The following is a 14,793-nucleotide window of genomic DNA, read 5'->3' as shown; positions in this document are numbered from 1 at the left end:
TACCGGGAGTGGTCATCGCGCTCGTGAGTGGCAAGGACGGTTCTAACCGTCCTTGCCACTCACGAGGTCTGTTACGGAGCCCAGGGCGCGGAGATCGCCCAGCTCACGTCCTGGTCGTACGAGACCGGGTTGTCGAACGGGTGGCCACCGCCGCTGGCCGCGACGTAGACGTACTCGGCGTAGTGCCGCATGTTCGTGCCGAGTTCGTTGACCGACGCCAGCCGGACACCACCGCTCCCGGGCTGGGCGCAGAACGTCGCGTCCTTCCCGAACAGGTCGGTGTTGTCGTTTCCGGCCAGCCGCACCCGGAAGTCCGCGTGCCGCAGGAACTGGCCCGGATAGTTGCGCGCCTCCAGCGAGTAGCACGACGGATCGGCGAGCCCGCGCCGCACGACGAATGTCGCGTCCGCCTTCAGCAGTGCCGGACTCGACGCGTTCACCACGTCCGTCCGGGCGAGACCGTCACGGTGCCGCAGGAAGCGGTCGGTGTAGCCGGGTGTGGTCACCTTGAACGATCGCGCCTGGTCCAGCGGCAGATCCGCGCCGCTGCGCCAGAGCGGGACCGAAGCCGCCCACGTCGTGTCCGCCGCGAAGCTCGACGGCGTGTCCCAAGGGTTCGCCCCGCCGCTGCGCGCGAGATAGACGGTCGCGGCGTAGTGCCGGAGGTACGCGCCACGCTGATTGAACGACTCCAGTGCCGTGCCGCCTGCGCCTTCCCGCGCGCAGAAGGTCGCGTCCCCGGCGAACAGGGCCGAGCCGTCGTTCGCGTCCTTGCGGATCCGCGAAGCCGAATGCCGCAGGAAGTGCCCGGGGTAGTTCCGCGACTCGAACGACAGGCACGACGCGTCGGCCAGCCCCGGCCGGGCCCAGAACGTCGCGTCCTTCTTGGCCAGGTCCGCGCTGCCCTCGCCCAGCACATCGGTCCGGACGAAGTCGTCCTGGTGCCGCAGATAGCGATCCGTGTACCCGGCCGAGGTGACCCGCAACGACACGAGTTCGCCCCGGCCCACCTCCGTGCCCTTGGCGATGGCGAGCACCTTCTGGTTGATCTCGCGCACCCGCGCCTCGGTCATCTTCAGCACGCGGCGGTCGTAGGTGTAGAAGCCGTTGACCTCGTTCTCGACATCGTACGGTTCGGTGTAGACCGACGCGGAAAGCCCGCGGCCGTGTACGAACCGCCCGACCTGCTTGGTGATCTCCACGTACCGGTTCGTCAGCGACGTCTCGTCCGGGTACAGCGCGCCGTACGCGAAACCCTTGCCCGGCTCCCATTCGTGGCCGGCCACCTGTCTGCCGAGGCCGCCGTACTCCCCCAGCACCGCTATCCGCCGCGCGTCCGGCTGTCTCGTCCCGGTCGACATCTGGTACGCGTGGTCGTCGATCACGTCACCGTTGCCAGGATCCGGATCGGACACGCAGCAGTTCGAGCCGGAGTTGTGGTTGATCAGCCGGGTGTCGTCGATCGAGCGGACCAGGTCCACGATGCGCCCGGCGTCGTATTCTCCCCAGCCTTCGTTGAACGGCACCCACTGCACGATCGAGGTGATGCTCTTGTGCTGCTCGATCATGCGCCGTAGTTCGGACTCGAAGTTCGTGTGCCCGTTCGGGACTTCGTCGATCGAGTCGAGCGATGGCATGTCCTGCCAGACCATCAGCCCGAGCCGGTCCGCGTGGTAGAACCACCGCGCGGGTTCGACCTTGATGTGCTTGCGGACCATGTTGAAGCCCAGCGCCTTCTGGCGTTCGAGGTCGAACCGCAGCGCCTCGTCGGTCGGCGCGGTGTAGATGCCGTCCGGCCAGTATCCCTGGTCCAGCGTGCCGAGCTGGAAGACGAACTTGCCGTTGAGCAGGGGCCGCATCACGCCGCCGACCATCGCCTTGCCCAGCGAGCGCATCCCGAAGTACCCGGTGACGGCGTCGCCTCCCGGCAGCCGCACGCGCAGGTCGTAGAGGAACGGGTCGTCCGGTGACCACAACCGCGCGTTCGGCACGGGGACCCGGATGTGCGAGCCCACCGCCCCGCTCGCGGTACCGACCACTTGACCGCCCGAAAGGACTTCGGCGGTCGCCTGCTGCCCGGGAGTGCCCTGGACGACGAGGTCGAGCGCGCCACCGGGCACGTCGGGAGTGGTGTCGAGCCGGGTGACGTGCTCGGCCCGGACCGGTTCCAGCCAGACGGTCTGCCAGATGCCGGACGCCGCCGTGTAGAAGATGCCGCCGGGGGTCTTGCGCTGCTTCCCGATCGGGTACCGGCTACCGTCCACAGGGGACGCGACGCCGACGACGATCTCGTTCTCCCCCGCCCTGAGCGCCGGGGTGATGTCGAACGAGAACGCGTCGAAACCGCCGGTGTGGCTTCCGATCGAAGTCCCGTTGACCCAGACCCTGGTCTCCCAGGTGACCGCGCCGAAGTTGAGCTTCACCCGTCGGCCGTCCCAAGTGGACGGAACGGTGAATGTCCGGCGGTAGAACATGTTGTCCTCATGCCGTTTGATCCCCGAAAGCATCGACTCGATCGGGTAGGGCACCAGGACGTTCTCGCTCAGCGGCCTGCCGATCGGCGGCGAGTTCAGATTCGGCGCGCCGGTGAAACCCCAGGTCCCGTTGAGGTTGAGCCATTCGGAGCGCACCAGTTGCGGACGCGGGTACTCGGGCAGCGCGTTCGACGGCGAGACCTGATCCGTCCACGGGGTGGGAAGTGGGACGGGGGCGGCTTGGGCGACGGGCACGAGTGTCGTCGCGGCGGCCAGCAGACCGGCCACGACGCTGAGGACGCGCGCGGTTCTTCGGTGCATGCGATCTCCCTATCTCCGGGCGGTCGTGCGGGCCAGCGACCGCTGCAGAACAACGACCACCAGCAGGAACGCGCCGCTGACCACCGATTGGTAGTTGCTGTCGAGAGTTCCTATCTGGTTGATTACGTTCTGGATGACCGTTCGGATGCCTACGCCGATGACAGTTCCGAGAATCGTGCCCATTCCGCCGGTCAGCAGGGTGCCCCCGATGACGACGACGGAGATGGCGTCCAGTTCGAGGCCGACCCCGATCACCGTGACACCGGACTGCAGGTACGCCGCGGTGAGCGCGCCCGCGAGCCCGGACAGGACGCCGCTCATCACGTAGACGGTGACCTTGGTGCGCGCCACCGGCAGTCCCATCAGCTTCGCGGACTGCTCCGAGCCGCCGGTGGCGAACACCGACTGCCCGAACCGGGTCCGCCGCAGCACGAGCCCGCCGATCAGGCACAGCGCCGCCGCGATGAACACCGGGTAGCCGAAGCCGAACATCGTGCCGCGGCCCAGTTCGACGAACGCCTCGCCCTCCGGGATCTTGTACGTCGTCGCGCCCTCGCTGGTGATCGCGAGCAGCAGCCCGCGGGCGAACAGCAGTGACGCCAATGTGACGATGAACGGCGCCATCCCGGTCTTCGCGACGAGCAGCCCGTTGATCAACCCGATCAGCCCGCACACCGCCAGCGGCAGCAGCAGCGCCACGAGGAAACCCCATTGCGACCCGTAGGCGGCGAGGACCCCGCCGAGCGCGTAGACCGAGCCCACCGACAGGTCGATCCCGCCGGTGATGATCACGAACGTCATGCCGAGCGCGATGATCGCGAGGAACGAGCTCTGCAACGCGATGTCACGCAGGTTGTCCAAGCTGCCGAAGCGCGGGAACAGCAGCCACGCGACGGCGACCATGAGCACCAGCGCGATCGCCGCGCCTTGTTTCTGCAGCACTCCGGTCATCAGCTCGCGCCGGGTGGAGTCCTGAGCGGCCATCGTGGGCGCCGCGGTCATCGGCTGCTCCGTTCCCGTGCGACGTACACCGCGCCGACGATGATCGCGGCCTGGATCATCTGCGCGGTCGAATCCGGCAGGTTGTGCTTGATGAGCGTGGCGCGGACGAGCTGCATGAGCAGCACCCCCATCACCGTGCCGAGGATGCGGACACGGCCGCCGGTCAGCGGGGTACCGCCGACCACGACCGCGGTGATCGCGGACAGTTCCATCAGCAGGCCGGCGTCCGCGGGGTCGCCCGCGCCGAGCCGGGCGGTGGAGAGCACCCCGGCCAGCGCCGCGAGCAGCCCGCAGATCGCGTAGACGCCGATGAGGACCCGAGTGACCGGCAGCCCGGCAAGCACGCTGGCCCGGCGGTTGCCGCCGATCGCGACCAGCCGCCTGCCGAACGCCGTTTTCCCGACCAGCGCCGCCATCAGCACCGCCAGGACCGCCGCGATGAGCACACTCACCGGGATCCCGAGCACCTCGCCGTTGCCGAGCGCGAGGAACGTCTCGTCGTGCAGCTGGATGAGCTGGCCGTCGGCGAGCACGAGCGCGAGACCGCGCCCGCCGACCAGTAAGGCGAGTGTCGCCACGATCGGCTGGATCCCGACTCTGGCCACCAGAACGCCGTTGAACGCCCCGGCCGCCAACCCCGCCGCCAGCGCGATGGCGACGGCGGGCAACGTCCCGTACCCGAGGTACAGCGGGACGAGCGCGGCCGACAGCGCCATCACCGCGCCCACCGACAGGTCGACGCCCTCGGTGCCGATCACCAGCGCCATCCCGAGCGCGACCACCAGCACTGGCGCGGCCTGGATGAGCTGCGTGCGGAAGTTGCCGACGGTCAGGAAGTTCGCCGTGAACGCGATGTTGAACAACACCAGCGCGACGACGGCGACGTACACGCCGTACTCCTGCAACCACCGCGCCACCCGGGTCCGGTCCACCGTTTTCGCCGTATCCGTCATGGTGCTTCCCGGATCCTCTGTTCTCTGCTGGGTGCTGGTCATTCCGTGTCCCCGCCCGAAGCGATCGCGGCGAGCACGTGGTCCTGGGTCAGCCGGTCCCCCGCCAGTTCCCCGACCACCGCACCGTCCTTCAGCACGATCAGCCGGTCGGCGCCGTCGAGGAGCTCCTCCATCTCCGACGAGATCAGCAAGACGGCGAGCCCGTCCTTCGCGAGTTCGTCGATCAGCGCCTGCACCTCGGCCTTCGCGCCGACGTCGATGCCCCGGGTCGGCTCGTCGAGCAGCAGCACTTTCGGTTCGGTGCACAGCCAGCGAGCCAGCAGCACCTTCTGCTGATTGCCGCCGGAGAGTTCGGCGACCTTCTGCTCGGGGCTGGACACCTTGATCCGCAGGCGTTTCACGAACGTGTCGACGATCCTGTCCTGCCGGGCACGGCTGACCATGCCGAAGCGGGACAGCTTCGGCAACGCGGCGAGCACGATGTTCTCCCGCACCGAAAGATGCGGGATGATCCCCTCGGTCTTGCGGTCCTCGGCGAGCATGCTGACACCCGCGCGCATCGCGGCGGCCACACTCCCCAGCGGGACCTGCTTTCCCCCGACGAGGACGGTGCCACCGGACAACGGCAGGTCACCGACGATCGCCCGCGCGGTCTCGGTCCTTCCGGAGCCGAGCAGCCCGGCGAGGCCGACGATCTCGCCGGGTTTGATCTCCACCGAGACCCCGCCGAGCCGGTTGCCGCTGGTGAGGTTCTCCGCGCGCAGCACCGGTTCCCGGCCCGCCTCGTGGTCGCCTTCGAAGGCCGTCGCACCGTGCGAGCGGATGTCGCCGACACTGCGGCCGAGCATCATCGACACCAGTTCCAGTCGCGGCAGCTCCGCGAGCGGTCCGGTGTGGACCCGCTTGCCGTCCCGCAGCACCGTGACGCGGTCGCAGATCCGGTAGAGCTCGTCCATCCGGTGACTGACGTACACGATCGCGATCCCGCGTTCGTGCAGCCTGCCGATGACCTCGAACAGCGTCTCGACCTCGCGCGGCTCCAGCGAAGATGTCGGCTCGTCCATGATCACGACGTCGGCGTCGACCGACACCGCACGGGCCAGCGCGACCATCTGCTGGGCACCGACGCCGAGTGTCCCGAGTGGACGGCGGACGTCCGCGTCGATGCCGTAGTCCTTCAGCAGTGCCGCCGCGTCCGCGTTCATCCGCGCCCAGTCCACCAGCCCGAACCGCTTCCTCGGCTCGCGGCCGAGATACACGTTGCTCGCCACGCTCATCAGCGGGATGAGGTTGACCTCCTGGTAGATCGTGGAGATCGCGCCCCGCGCGTGGATCGTGCCGGAGTCCGGCCGGTGCACGCCGGTGAGCACCTTGATCAGCGTGGATTTGCCGGCGCCGTTCTCGCCCACCAGCGCGTGCACCTCGCCCGGCCGCAGCGCGAACGACACGTCGTCGAGCGCGCGCACCCCGGCGAACGTCTTCGTCACGCCTTCGACCTCGAGAACCGGTTCCATCGTCAGTACGCGTTCCCGAGCTTCTGCGCGGCGTTCGCCGAGTCGTACTGGTCGTCGGAGATCACCACGGTCGGCGGGATCTCCTTGCCCGCGGCGAAGTCCTGCAGCGTCGAGAAAGCGAGCGGGCCGAAGCGCGGGTTGGACTCGATCACCGCGTTGTAGCTGCCGTCGGCGATGAGCTGGACGGCGTTGCGGGTGCCGTCGATCGAGACGATCTTGACGTCCTTGCCCGGCGTCTTGCCCGCGGCCTTGAGCGCGGTGACCGCGCCGATGCCCATCTCGTCGTTCTCGGCGTAGACGGCGGTGATCTCGGGGTTGCTCTGGATGAGCTGCTCCATGACCGCCTGGCCCTTGGAGCGGTCGAACTCGCCGGTCTGCTCGGCGACGATCTGGATGCCCGTGGTCGAGGCGATCTCGTCCTTGAAACCCTTGGTGCGGTCGGTGGTCACGTTGTTCCCGGACGCGCCGAGCAGGATCGCGACCTTGCCGGTGCCGCCGGTCGCCTTCACCATCTCCTGCGCCGCGCGCTTGCCCTGTTCGACGAAGTTGGAGCCGATGAAGGTCAGGTAGTCGGAGCACGGCTGCGAGGTCACCTTGCGGTCGATCGTGATGACCGGGACCTTCTTGGCCTTCGCCGCGTCGAGGGCGGGCTGTAGGCCGTCGGAGTTCAGCGGGGCGACGATGAGCAGCTGCGCGCCCCGGTCCAGCAACGACTTGATGTCGCTGACCTGTTTGTTGAGATCGCTCTGCGCGTTGGTGACCAGGAGTTTGTCCGCCGGGACACCGAGTTTCGTCGCTTCGTCCTTGATGGACTGCGTCTCGGCGATGCGGAACGGGTTCGCCTCCTTCTCCGACTGGGAGAAGCCGATGACCGCGTTCTTCACGTCCACCTGCGGATAGCCGATCTTCTCGCGGGCGCATCCCGGCCCCGCGGCCTGGTTCGGCGCCGCCGAAGCGGCCGGTCCCGCCCCCGACGGGGCGGATTGCTGGATCTCGCGGCTGGTGCAGGCCGTCAGCGCGAGCGCGAGGCCGGTCACCAGGAGCAGGGTGCGGCGGATGGGCAGGGACATCGATCGCTCCTCGGGGAAGTCGAGCACAAGGGTCTGCGGTGACCCATGTCACTCATTAGGACGATGCCAGATTTACATCGTTGGTACAACGTTGTAAATCCGCCGTTCGCGCGGCTAGGCTGTGCCGGATCTGTGCCGGAGCACTTCAGAGGGGAGCGAGAGTGGCCACGCTCAAGGACGTCGCCAAGCTGGCGGGCGTCTCGGTCAAGACCGTGTCGAACGTGGTCAACGGCTACGACTTCGTAAAGCCGGAGAACCGCAAACGGGTCGAGGAGGCACTGGCGTCGACCGGCTACCGGCCCAACCTCGGTGCCCGCAACCTCCGTCGCGGCCGCACCGGATTCCTCGGGCTGATGCTGCCCGAGTTGAGCATCCCGTACTTCGGCGAACTGGCGGGGCTGGTGCTGCAGGCGGCGCAGGAACACGAGTGGAACGTCCTCATCGAACAGACCCTCGGCACCAGGGACCGGGAGCGCAACGCCCTCTCCGCGCTGGGACCGCATCTGATCGACGGCGCGATCATCAGCCCGGAAGCGTTGCACACCAACGACTTCGAAGACCTGGCGCCCGGCGTCCCGCTGGTGATGCTCGGCGAGCATGTCGTCGACGTCCCGATAGACCACGTCGGCATCGACAACGTCCAGGCCGCCCGGATCGCCGTGCGGCACCTGATCTCGCTCGGCCGCCGCCGGATCGCCGCGATCGGCGCGCATCCGCAGCGTCACACGGCCGCGCAACGACTGGAGGGCTACCACTCCGCGCTCGAAGAAGCCGGGCTCGCGCCGATTCCGGAACTGGTCCTGCCCGCTCTGCGCTACCACCGTGCCAACGGCGCCGAGGCGATGGCCCATCTCCTCGCCCTGCCCGAACCGCCCGACGCCGTCTTCTGCTTCAACGACCTTCTCGCCATCGGCGCCCTTCGCGCCGCGGCCGAACGCGGCGTCCAGGTGCCGTCGGACATGGCGATCGTCGGCTTCGACAACAACGAGGAAAGCGCGTACAGCCTGCCCTCGCTCACGACGATCGCGCCGGACAAAGCGGCGATCGCGCGGGCGGCGGTCGATCTGCTGCGGCGGCGTATCGCGGGCGGGACCGACCTCGAACCGGAAGACGTCCAGACGCCGTTCTCGCTGGAGATCCGGAACAGCACGATCACCTGACCCCGCAAGTAGGTGACCAATTGCGGGGGCGTCGCACGCGAGTTCGCCTATCTCGCCCCCGTACGTGGCATTGTGTGTCCGTGAACCGGGCCCTGGCCGTGCTGACTCTCGTCGCATACGTGACGTTGCCCCTCGGCTCGGCCAAGTACGAGACGCTCGTGCTCCCGACGCTCGTCGCCGGGCTGGTCTACACGGCGATCGCGGTCATCGGCTTTCCCTGGGTCCAGAAGCACGGACGTGCGTGGGCGATCGCGTATGTCTGCGTTCAGTTACCGCTCGGCTTCACCCTGTTCTCGCTTTCGGGTGCCGCTGTCGGGTCCGTCCTGCTTCTCGTGGTCCTTGTCAGCCACACCGTGTTGCTGCTGCCGCTGCCCGTGGCCTTCGGGGTCGCGGTGCTGATCCCGCTGATCCATCTGCCGATGGCGCCGATGGACGGGCTCCGTGAAGGGCTCGGGACGCTGGCGGTCATGATCTTCGCGGCCGTGGTCACCGAACTCGTCGTCCGGGAGAAGCGGGCGCGAGAGGAGCTGGCCGAGGCGCACGAACGTCTTCGTGACCACGCCGCGCAGGCCGAGCAGCTCGCCACGATCCAGGAACGCAACCGGCTCGCGCGCGACATCCACGACGGGCTCGGCCATCACCTCACGGTCGTGCAGATGATGCTGCAGGCCGCCCGGGCGGTGATCGGCACCGGCGACACCGAACGGGTCGACGGGATGCTCGCCAAGGCACAGGACCAGTCGCGGGAGGCGTTGGCGGAGGTCCGCCGGTCGGTCTCCGCGCTGCGGGAACCGCGCTCCGAGCCGCTCGCGGAAGTGTTGCGGGCCTTGACGGACGAGGCTTCCGCGGCCGGCGTGCCGACCGGGTTCGAAGTCAAGGGCACGGCGCGGGAAACCCGTGCCGAGGTGGAGGAATCGCTGTTCCGGGCGGCCCAGGAGGGATTGACCAACGTGCACAAGCACGCGCGCGCCAAGGCCGCGAACGTGGTGCTCGACTACACCGAGGCCGATCGAGTCCGGCTCGAGGTCCGCGACGACGGTCTCGGATTCGCCGGGGATTCCCCGCCGGACAAGGGATTTGGGCTCATGGGACTCCGCGAGCGGGTCGCCGGGCTCGGCGGCCGGGTCTCGGTCGACTCCGCGGAAGGCCATGGCCTGACGCTCACCGTGGAGGTGCCGGGATGAGCGTCCGCGTACTGATCGTCGACGACCAGGCGTTGTTCCGCGAGGCGTTGGCGACCCTGCTGGAAGTCCAGCCGGGAATCGAGGTCGTCGGCGAGGCGGCCGACGGCGAGCAGGCTGTCCGGCTGTGCGCCGAACTCCACCCCGACGTCGCGCTGATGGATCTGCGGATGCCGGTCCTGGACGGGATCGCGGCCACCGCCCGGCTTCGGGCCGAGCAGCCCGGCGTCCGTGTTCTGGCGCTGACCACCTTCGATGACGACGAGGACGTGTTCGCCGCGCTCCGAGCAGGCGCCGTCGGCTATCTGCTCAAGGACGTCTCGTCGACGCGGCTGGTCGAAGCACTGGTCGCGGCCGAACGGGGCGAGTCGGTGCTGCAGCCGTCGGTCGCGGCGAAACTCGTCGCCAGGGTCGCGCGGCTGCCCGCCGAAACACCGCGGGCTCAGCCGTTGGCGACCCCGCTTTCCGAACGGGAGCTGGAGGTGGTCCGGCTCCTCGCCGACGGCCGCAGCAACCGGGAGATCGCCAAGACGCTGTTCCTCGCCGAGGGAACGGTGAAGAACCTCGTGACGAGTGTCCTGTCCAAGCTCCAGGTGCGGGACCGGACCCAGGCCGCCCTGCGCGCGAGGGAACTCGGCCTGTTCTGAGCGCGGGTCACATGACCTCGCGCATGACTTCCGGCACCTGCCCTCGTGCCCCGCCCCGGCCGAACATTGCTCCCGTCGCACCGATCGAGGGAGCCGGAAATGAACCACACGACAGAACCCAAGACCCGCAAGCAGACCATCCTGCACTTCACCCGCCACGCGGTGGAGATGCTTCTCGCGATGGTGGCCGGGATGATCGTCCTCGAACCGGTCTGGTCGTTCCTGTGGCCCGGCCTCGCCGGGAACGTGACCGCGAGCGCGCTGGTGATGGCGACGAACATGTCGCTCGGCATGGCGCTCTGGATGCGGATCCGGCGCCACCGCTGGGCCTCGATCGCGGAGATGTCGGCCGCGATGTATGTGCCGTACCTGCTGTTCATGCCGTTCTACTGGACCGGCCTGGTGTCCGGGTCGACGATGATGACGGCCGGGCACGTGCTGATGGTGCCCGCGATGCTCGCCGCCATGGTCCGCCGTCGCGCCGAGTACGGAGCCTGACCATGCGCACCGTCGTCCGTGTCACGCTGACCGTGCTGGCGTTCACCGTCGCCGCGCTGGCCCTGCCGCTCACCCTCGGCGCCGTCACACTCGGCGCCAGCTTCGAAAACCGCTACGCACAGAGAACCGACGGGATCTCGCCGCAGCCGGTACGCCGGGCACACGATCCCGCCAAACCCACCGCGGTGGTCGTCGTCGGGAACGAAGGCGCGGTCGTCTCCGACACGCTCGTCCCGTACGAGATCTTGGCCGCGACCGGCGCGTTCAACGTCTACACCGTCGCGCCGGTGGCCAGGCCGGTCACCCTGACCGGCGGCCTCGACCTGATCCCCGACCTGGGTTTCGCCGAGCTCGACAAGCTGCTCCCTGCCGCCCCGGACGTCGTGGTGGTGCCCGCGTTGCCGGACCTCGGCGAGCCGACCACGCGACCGGTGACCGACTGGCTGAAGCGGCAGTCGTCGCGGGGCGCGCTGCTCATGAGCGTCTGCAACGGTTCGGGCGTCCTCGCCTCGGCCGGGCTCCTCGACGGGCGGAAGGCTACCGCGCATTGGCTCCGCATCGGCGGCTTCGACGACGAATTCCCCGCCGTGGGCTGGATTCGCGGCACCCGCTACGTCGACGACGGGAACATCGTGACCACGGCCGGGATCCTCTCCGGGATCGACGGGGCGCTGCGGATCGCCGAGCGGTTCGCCGGCACCGAAACCGCGCGGAAGACGGCCCGAGCCGTCGGCTGGCCCCACTACTCCCCCGGCTCCAGCCCGCCGATGGCACAGAACACCTTCGAAGCGGCGGACACCGTCGTCGGGTTCAACACCGCCTTCCGCTGGGACAAGCCGACGCTGGGTGTCCTGCTGACCAGTGGGATCCGGGAACTGGAGCTCGCCGCCGTGTTCGACACCTACGGCCAGTCCCTGGCGGTCGAGACGACGGCGGTCGGTCTCGGCGGGGCGCCGATCCGGTCCCGGCACGGACTGACCTTCGCCCCGCGCGGCACGCCGATGGCGGGCGACTTCGACCGGCTGATCGTGCCCGGCGCCGACGCGGCGGCGACGCACGCGGCCGATCGGTACGCCGGGCTCTCACCGGTGTACCTGCACGCCGGGCCCGGGTTCCCGTTCGACGCCGTGCTCGAAGACCTGGCGCGCACCACGGACACCGCGACCACGCGGTGGACGGCCAGGACGTTGGAGTACCGGACCGAGCACCTCGCGCTCGGTGGCCCGGCATGGCCTTGGACGGTCGCGTTCCGGCCGATCGGGCTGGCCGTCCTCGGGCTGCTCGCCGCCTTCGGGATCCGCGCCCTCTATCGCCGCGGACCGGGGCCGGTCTCCCGGACGACGCGGTAGCGTGGATTCGCGGTCACCAGTGACTCGACCTCGCCGGGTAGGCCGTCGAGTGCCGCTTGGATGGCCGCGAGTCTGCCCGCGGTGTCCGAGGTCTCCTCGAAATGCCGGTAGTCCGCCTCGCTCGCCCAGCTGACGACGTTGACGACCCGGGTCCCGTCCACGCTCGCGTGGAACCGCGCCGAGACGTAGCCCGGGTAGAACCGGACCCAGCGGTCCTGGATCCCGGCGAAGGCCTCCACCAGCGCCGCCTGGGTCTCCGGTCCGTCCACGGCGTACTCGATGATCGAGTAGAAACCCTTGTCCTCGTTCATGTTCACTCCTCGAAACTGTCGGTGAAACCCAGGATTCACCCTCGACCTCGGTGGAGATCAAGAGTGACCTGCCCGACACGACGGACATATTGCTCCGGCCGGACCTGGTGGAAAGCGGACGGCTCGGCAAGGATCGCCCGATGCGCGACAGCAAGACGTTCGGCCTGCTCGCCCGAGGCGGGCTCGTCTGCTACGCGATCGTGCACCTGCTCGTCGCGTGGCTCGCGGCACAGGTCGCGCTCGGCGACAAGGCGAAGGCGGACAAGGCGGGCGCCCTGCAGATGGTGGTCGCCGAGGGCGGCGCGTGGCTGCTCTGGCTGATCGCGGCCGGGCTGGCCGTGCTGGCGTTGTGGCAGCTCAGCGAGGCGATCACGGGCCATCGGCAGGTGAAGACGCGGCGGCGGACGGTGCGCCGGATCGTCAGCGGGATCGAAGTCGTGCTGTACGGGCTCGTGTCCTACAGCGCGGTGAAGATCGCCATCGCGGGCGCCGACGACGGGCAAGGGTCTTTCGTCGCCGGGATCCTCGCGAAGTCGTACGGACAGGTTCTGGTCACCGCCGCCGGGGTCACCGTGGTCGCGGTGGCGGTTTTCCTCGCCCAGCGCGGATTCCGGAAGACCTTTGTACGGGAGCTCGACTTCGGCGGCGCCTCCGGGCGCGCCCGGACCACGACGATCCGGCTCGGGCAGATCGGCTGGATCGCGCTCTCCGCCGCGTACGGCACGATCGGCGTGCTGACGGTCGTCGCCGCGGTCACCTTCGACCCGGCCAAGGCCAGCGGCCTCGACGCCGCGCTGAAGACCCTCTCCGCCCAGCCGTACGGCGGTCCGATGCTCCTCGTGCTCGCGGCCGGGATCGCCGCGTTCGGCGCCTTCGCGCTGCTGGACGCTCGTTTCCGCAAGATCTGATCTGCCCGGCGAACCGACCTGTGGCACCGTGACAGACGTCTGGAGGTCGTGATGACAGGTGTGGTCGAGCGGATCCGCGAGCGCGGCGAGGACGATCGGCAGGTGCGGATCGTCGAAGTGCTGGTGGAGGCCTTCGAAGACCTCATGCGCGCGGACGCCGACGCGTTCCGCCGCAAGTTCCGCAAGATGGCCGCCGCTCCGTTCGCCTTCTACCGGGGTTCGGCGTGCCTGTTCTACGCGGACATGGCGCACGAGAACGATCCGTGGGCGAACGAGAAGACCAGCCGGGTGTGGATCCAGGGCGACCTGCACGCCGAGAACTTCGGCAGCTACATGGATTCGTCCGGGACGCTGGTGTTCGACGTCAACGATTTCGACGAGGCGTACCTCGGATGCTTCACCTGGGACCTCAAACGGCTGGCCGCCAGTGTCGCGCTGCTGGCGTGGAGCAAGGCGATCTCCGACGACGACATCGAGATGCTGATCGGCACCTATCTGCGCGCCTACGTCAAGCAGGTCCGGGAGTACGCCGAGCGTCCCGGCGACGAACTCGTCCGGCTCGAGCTGGACAGCACCGAAGGCGTCCTTCACGACATCCTGCTCCGGGCGCGCCTCAAGACGCGGATCGACCTGCTCGACGAGCTGACCATGGTGGAGGACTTCGACCGCAGGTTCCGGCACGGGCCGGGGGTCCGGGTGCTGGAGAAGGCCGAACGCGAGATCGCGACCAAGGCCTTCGAGTCCTACTTGGACACGATCCCGGAGAACAAGCGGTTCGGCAGCATCACCTACCGGGTCAAGGACATCGTCGGCCGGACCGGTTTCGGCATCGGCTCGGCCGGGCTGCCCGCGTACAACATCCTCGTCGAGGGCCGGACACAGGCACTCGAGAACGACGTCGTCCTGTCGATGAAACAAGGGAACGTGGCGGCGCCGAGCCGGATCGTGGCCGAGGAGAGCATCCGCGACTACTTCACCAACGAGGGTCACCGCACTGCCGTGTCCCAGCGCGCGTTGCAGGCGCACGCCGATCCTTGGCTCGGGTACACGGAGATCGACGGGACCGGATTCGTCGTCTCGGAGTTGTCGCCCTACGTCAATGACCTCGACTGGTCGGATCTGACCGAACCGTCGGAGATGGGGCCGGTGCTCGACTATCTCGGCAGGGCCACCGCGAAGATGCACTGTGTCTCCGATTCGGACTCCGAGCAGACGCTGGTCGGCTTCCAGAGCGAAGAGGCCATCGCCGGGGTCATCGGCGACCGCGAGGACGAGTTCGTCCGCGCGCTGACCGAATTCGGGATGGCCTACGCCGAGCAGTCGCGAGAGGACCACCGGTTGTTCGTGAACGCCTTCCGCGGCGGGAAGATCCCCGCCGTCCGGCCCGCCGCGGAGGGCTGACCGG

General features: G+C 68.7%; 13 protein-coding genes. 7 read left to right on the top strand and 6 right to left on the bottom strand.

The window, feature by feature from the left end; translation table 11 throughout:
- Window positions 1–71 precede the first annotated feature (71 nt).
- From DL991_RS09275 to DL991_RS09255, 5 genes are read right to left on the bottom strand one after another with little or no spacing between them, the layout of a single operon-like run.
- Window positions 72–2,795 carry an AbfB domain-containing protein gene (locus DL991_RS09275; protein WP_125782975.1) on the bottom strand — a complete coding sequence of 908 codons (2,724 nt, stop codon included), beginning with the start codon at window positions 2,793–2,795 and terminating at the stop codon, window positions 72–74.
- Window positions 2,796–2,804: 9 nt separating this feature from the next.
- A complete protein-coding gene (locus tag DL991_RS09270) occupies window positions 2,805–3,797 on the bottom strand; it encodes an ABC transporter permease (RefSeq protein WP_199746791.1) in 993 nt (330 codons plus the stop codon).
- Window positions 3,794–4,750, bottom strand: a complete 957-nt coding sequence (locus tag DL991_RS09265) for an ABC transporter permease (RefSeq protein WP_125783117.1) — start codon at window positions 4,748–4,750, stop codon at window positions 3,794–3,796. Before DL991_RS09265 ends, DL991_RS09270 begins: the two co-directional genes overlap by 4 nt.
- A gap of 38 nt (window positions 4,751–4,788) precedes the next feature.
- A complete protein-coding gene (locus tag DL991_RS09260) occupies window positions 4,789–6,264 on the bottom strand; it encodes a sugar ABC transporter ATP-binding protein (RefSeq protein ID WP_125782973.1) in 1,476 nt (491 codons plus the stop codon).
- 2 nt (window positions 6,265–6,266) lie between these two features.
- Complete coding sequence (locus tag DL991_RS09255; RefSeq protein ID WP_125782971.1) at window positions 6,267–7,334, bottom strand: ABC transporter substrate-binding protein; 1,068 nt, start codon at window positions 7,332–7,334, stop codon at window positions 6,267–6,269.
- Window positions 7,335–7,495: 161 nt separating this feature from the next.
- Between DL991_RS09255 and DL991_RS09250 the strand changes: the two genes are divergently transcribed.
- The 5 genes from DL991_RS09250 (at window position 7,496) to DL991_RS09230 (ending at window position 12,169) form a co-directional block, all read left to right on the top strand.
- Window positions 7,496–8,494 (top strand): LacI family DNA-binding transcriptional regulator, encoded by a 999-nt coding sequence (locus tag DL991_RS09250; protein WP_125782969.1) that lies wholly within the window; start codon window positions 7,496–7,498, stop codon window positions 8,492–8,494.
- A gap of 80 nt (window positions 8,495–8,574) precedes the next feature.
- On the top strand, window positions 8,575–9,678 hold the full coding sequence (locus tag DL991_RS09245) for a sensor histidine kinase (protein WP_233598744.1): 1,104 nt from the start codon (window positions 8,575–8,577) through the stop codon (window positions 9,676–9,678).
- On the top strand, window positions 9,675–10,322 hold the full coding sequence (locus DL991_RS09240) for a response regulator transcription factor (RefSeq protein ID WP_125782965.1): 648 nt from the start codon (window positions 9,675–9,677) through the stop codon (window positions 10,320–10,322). The genes DL991_RS09245 and DL991_RS09240 overlap by 4 nt, the downstream gene beginning before the upstream one ends.
- Before the next feature lie 99 nt (window positions 10,323–10,421).
- Complete coding sequence (locus tag DL991_RS09235) at window positions 10,422–10,820, top strand: hypothetical protein (RefSeq protein WP_125782963.1); 399 nt, start codon at window positions 10,422–10,424, stop codon at window positions 10,818–10,820.
- A gap of 2 nt (window positions 10,821–10,822) precedes the next feature.
- On the top strand, window positions 10,823–12,169 hold the full coding sequence (locus tag DL991_RS09230) for a DJ-1/PfpI family protein (RefSeq protein WP_125782961.1): 1,347 nt from the start codon (window positions 10,823–10,825) through the stop codon (window positions 12,167–12,169).
- Here DL991_RS09230 and DL991_RS09225 read toward each other — a convergent pair.
- The gene (locus DL991_RS09225; RefSeq protein ID WP_125782959.1) at window positions 12,127–12,480 is read right to left on the bottom strand and encodes an antibiotic biosynthesis monooxygenase; all 354 of its coding nucleotides are present in this window, start codon (window positions 12,478–12,480) and stop codon (window positions 12,127–12,129) included. The genes DL991_RS09230 and DL991_RS09225 overlap by 43 nt on opposite strands.
- 50 nt (window positions 12,481–12,530) lie before the next feature.
- On the opposite strand from DL991_RS09225, the gene DL991_RS09220 reads away from it, so the two are divergent.
- Window positions 12,531–13,388: a DUF1206 domain-containing protein gene (locus tag DL991_RS09220; protein ID WP_125782957.1), complete on the top strand. Its 858-nt coding sequence runs from the start codon at window positions 12,531–12,533 to the stop codon at window positions 13,386–13,388.
- Between the two features lie 51 nt (window positions 13,389–13,439).
- Window positions 13,440–14,789 carry a DUF2252 domain-containing protein gene (locus DL991_RS09215; protein ID WP_125782955.1) on the top strand — a complete coding sequence of 450 codons (1,350 nt, stop codon included), beginning with the start codon at window positions 13,440–13,442 and terminating at the stop codon, window positions 14,787–14,789.
- Window positions 14,790–14,793: the final 4 nt, after the last annotated feature.

It is taken from the genome of Amycolatopsis sp. WAC 01375 (assembly GCF_003947325.1).
Taxonomy (GTDB): domain Bacteria; phylum Actinomycetota; class Actinomycetes; order Mycobacteriales; family Pseudonocardiaceae; genus Amycolatopsis.
Note: the sequence above shows the minus strand (reverse complement) of the source record. Positions and strands in the feature narration are given on the sequence as shown.

Bases quoted from the DNA above. Each gene is read 5' to 3' on its own strand.
- DL991_RS09275 (WP_125782975.1), bottom strand. From the start codon at position 2,795: ATGCACCGAAGAACCGCGCGCGTCCTCAGCGTCGTGGCCGGTCTGCTG.
- DL991_RS09270 (WP_199746791.1), bottom strand. From the start codon at position 3,797: ATGACCGCGGCGCCCACGATGGCCGCTCAGGACTCCACCCGGCGCGAG.
- DL991_RS09265 (WP_125783117.1), bottom strand. From the start codon at position 4,750: ATGACGGATACGGCGAAAACGGTGGACCGGACCCGGGTGGCGCGGTGG.
- DL991_RS09260 (WP_125782973.1), bottom strand. From the start codon at position 6,264: ATGGAACCGGTTCTCGAGGTCGAAGGCGTGACGAAGACGTTCGCCGGG.
- DL991_RS09255 (WP_125782971.1), bottom strand. From the start codon at position 7,334: ATGTCCCTGCCCATCCGCCGCACCCTGCTCCTGGTGACCGGCCTCGCG.
- DL991_RS09240 (WP_125782965.1), top strand. From the start codon at position 9,675: ATGAGCGTCCGCGTACTGATCGTCGACGACCAGGCGTTGTTCCGCGAG.
- DL991_RS09235 (WP_125782963.1), top strand. From the start codon at position 10,422: ATGAACCACACGACAGAACCCAAGACCCGCAAGCAGACCATCCTGCAC.
- DL991_RS09230 (WP_125782961.1), top strand. From the start codon at position 10,823: ATGCGCACCGTCGTCCGTGTCACGCTGACCGTGCTGGCGTTCACCGTC.
- DL991_RS09225 (WP_125782959.1), bottom strand. From the start codon at position 12,480: ATGAACGAGGACAAGGGTTTCTACTCGATCATCGAGTACGCCGTGGAC.
- DL991_RS09215 (WP_125782955.1), top strand. From the start codon at position 13,440: ATGACAGGTGTGGTCGAGCGGATCCGCGAGCGCGGCGAGGACGATCGG.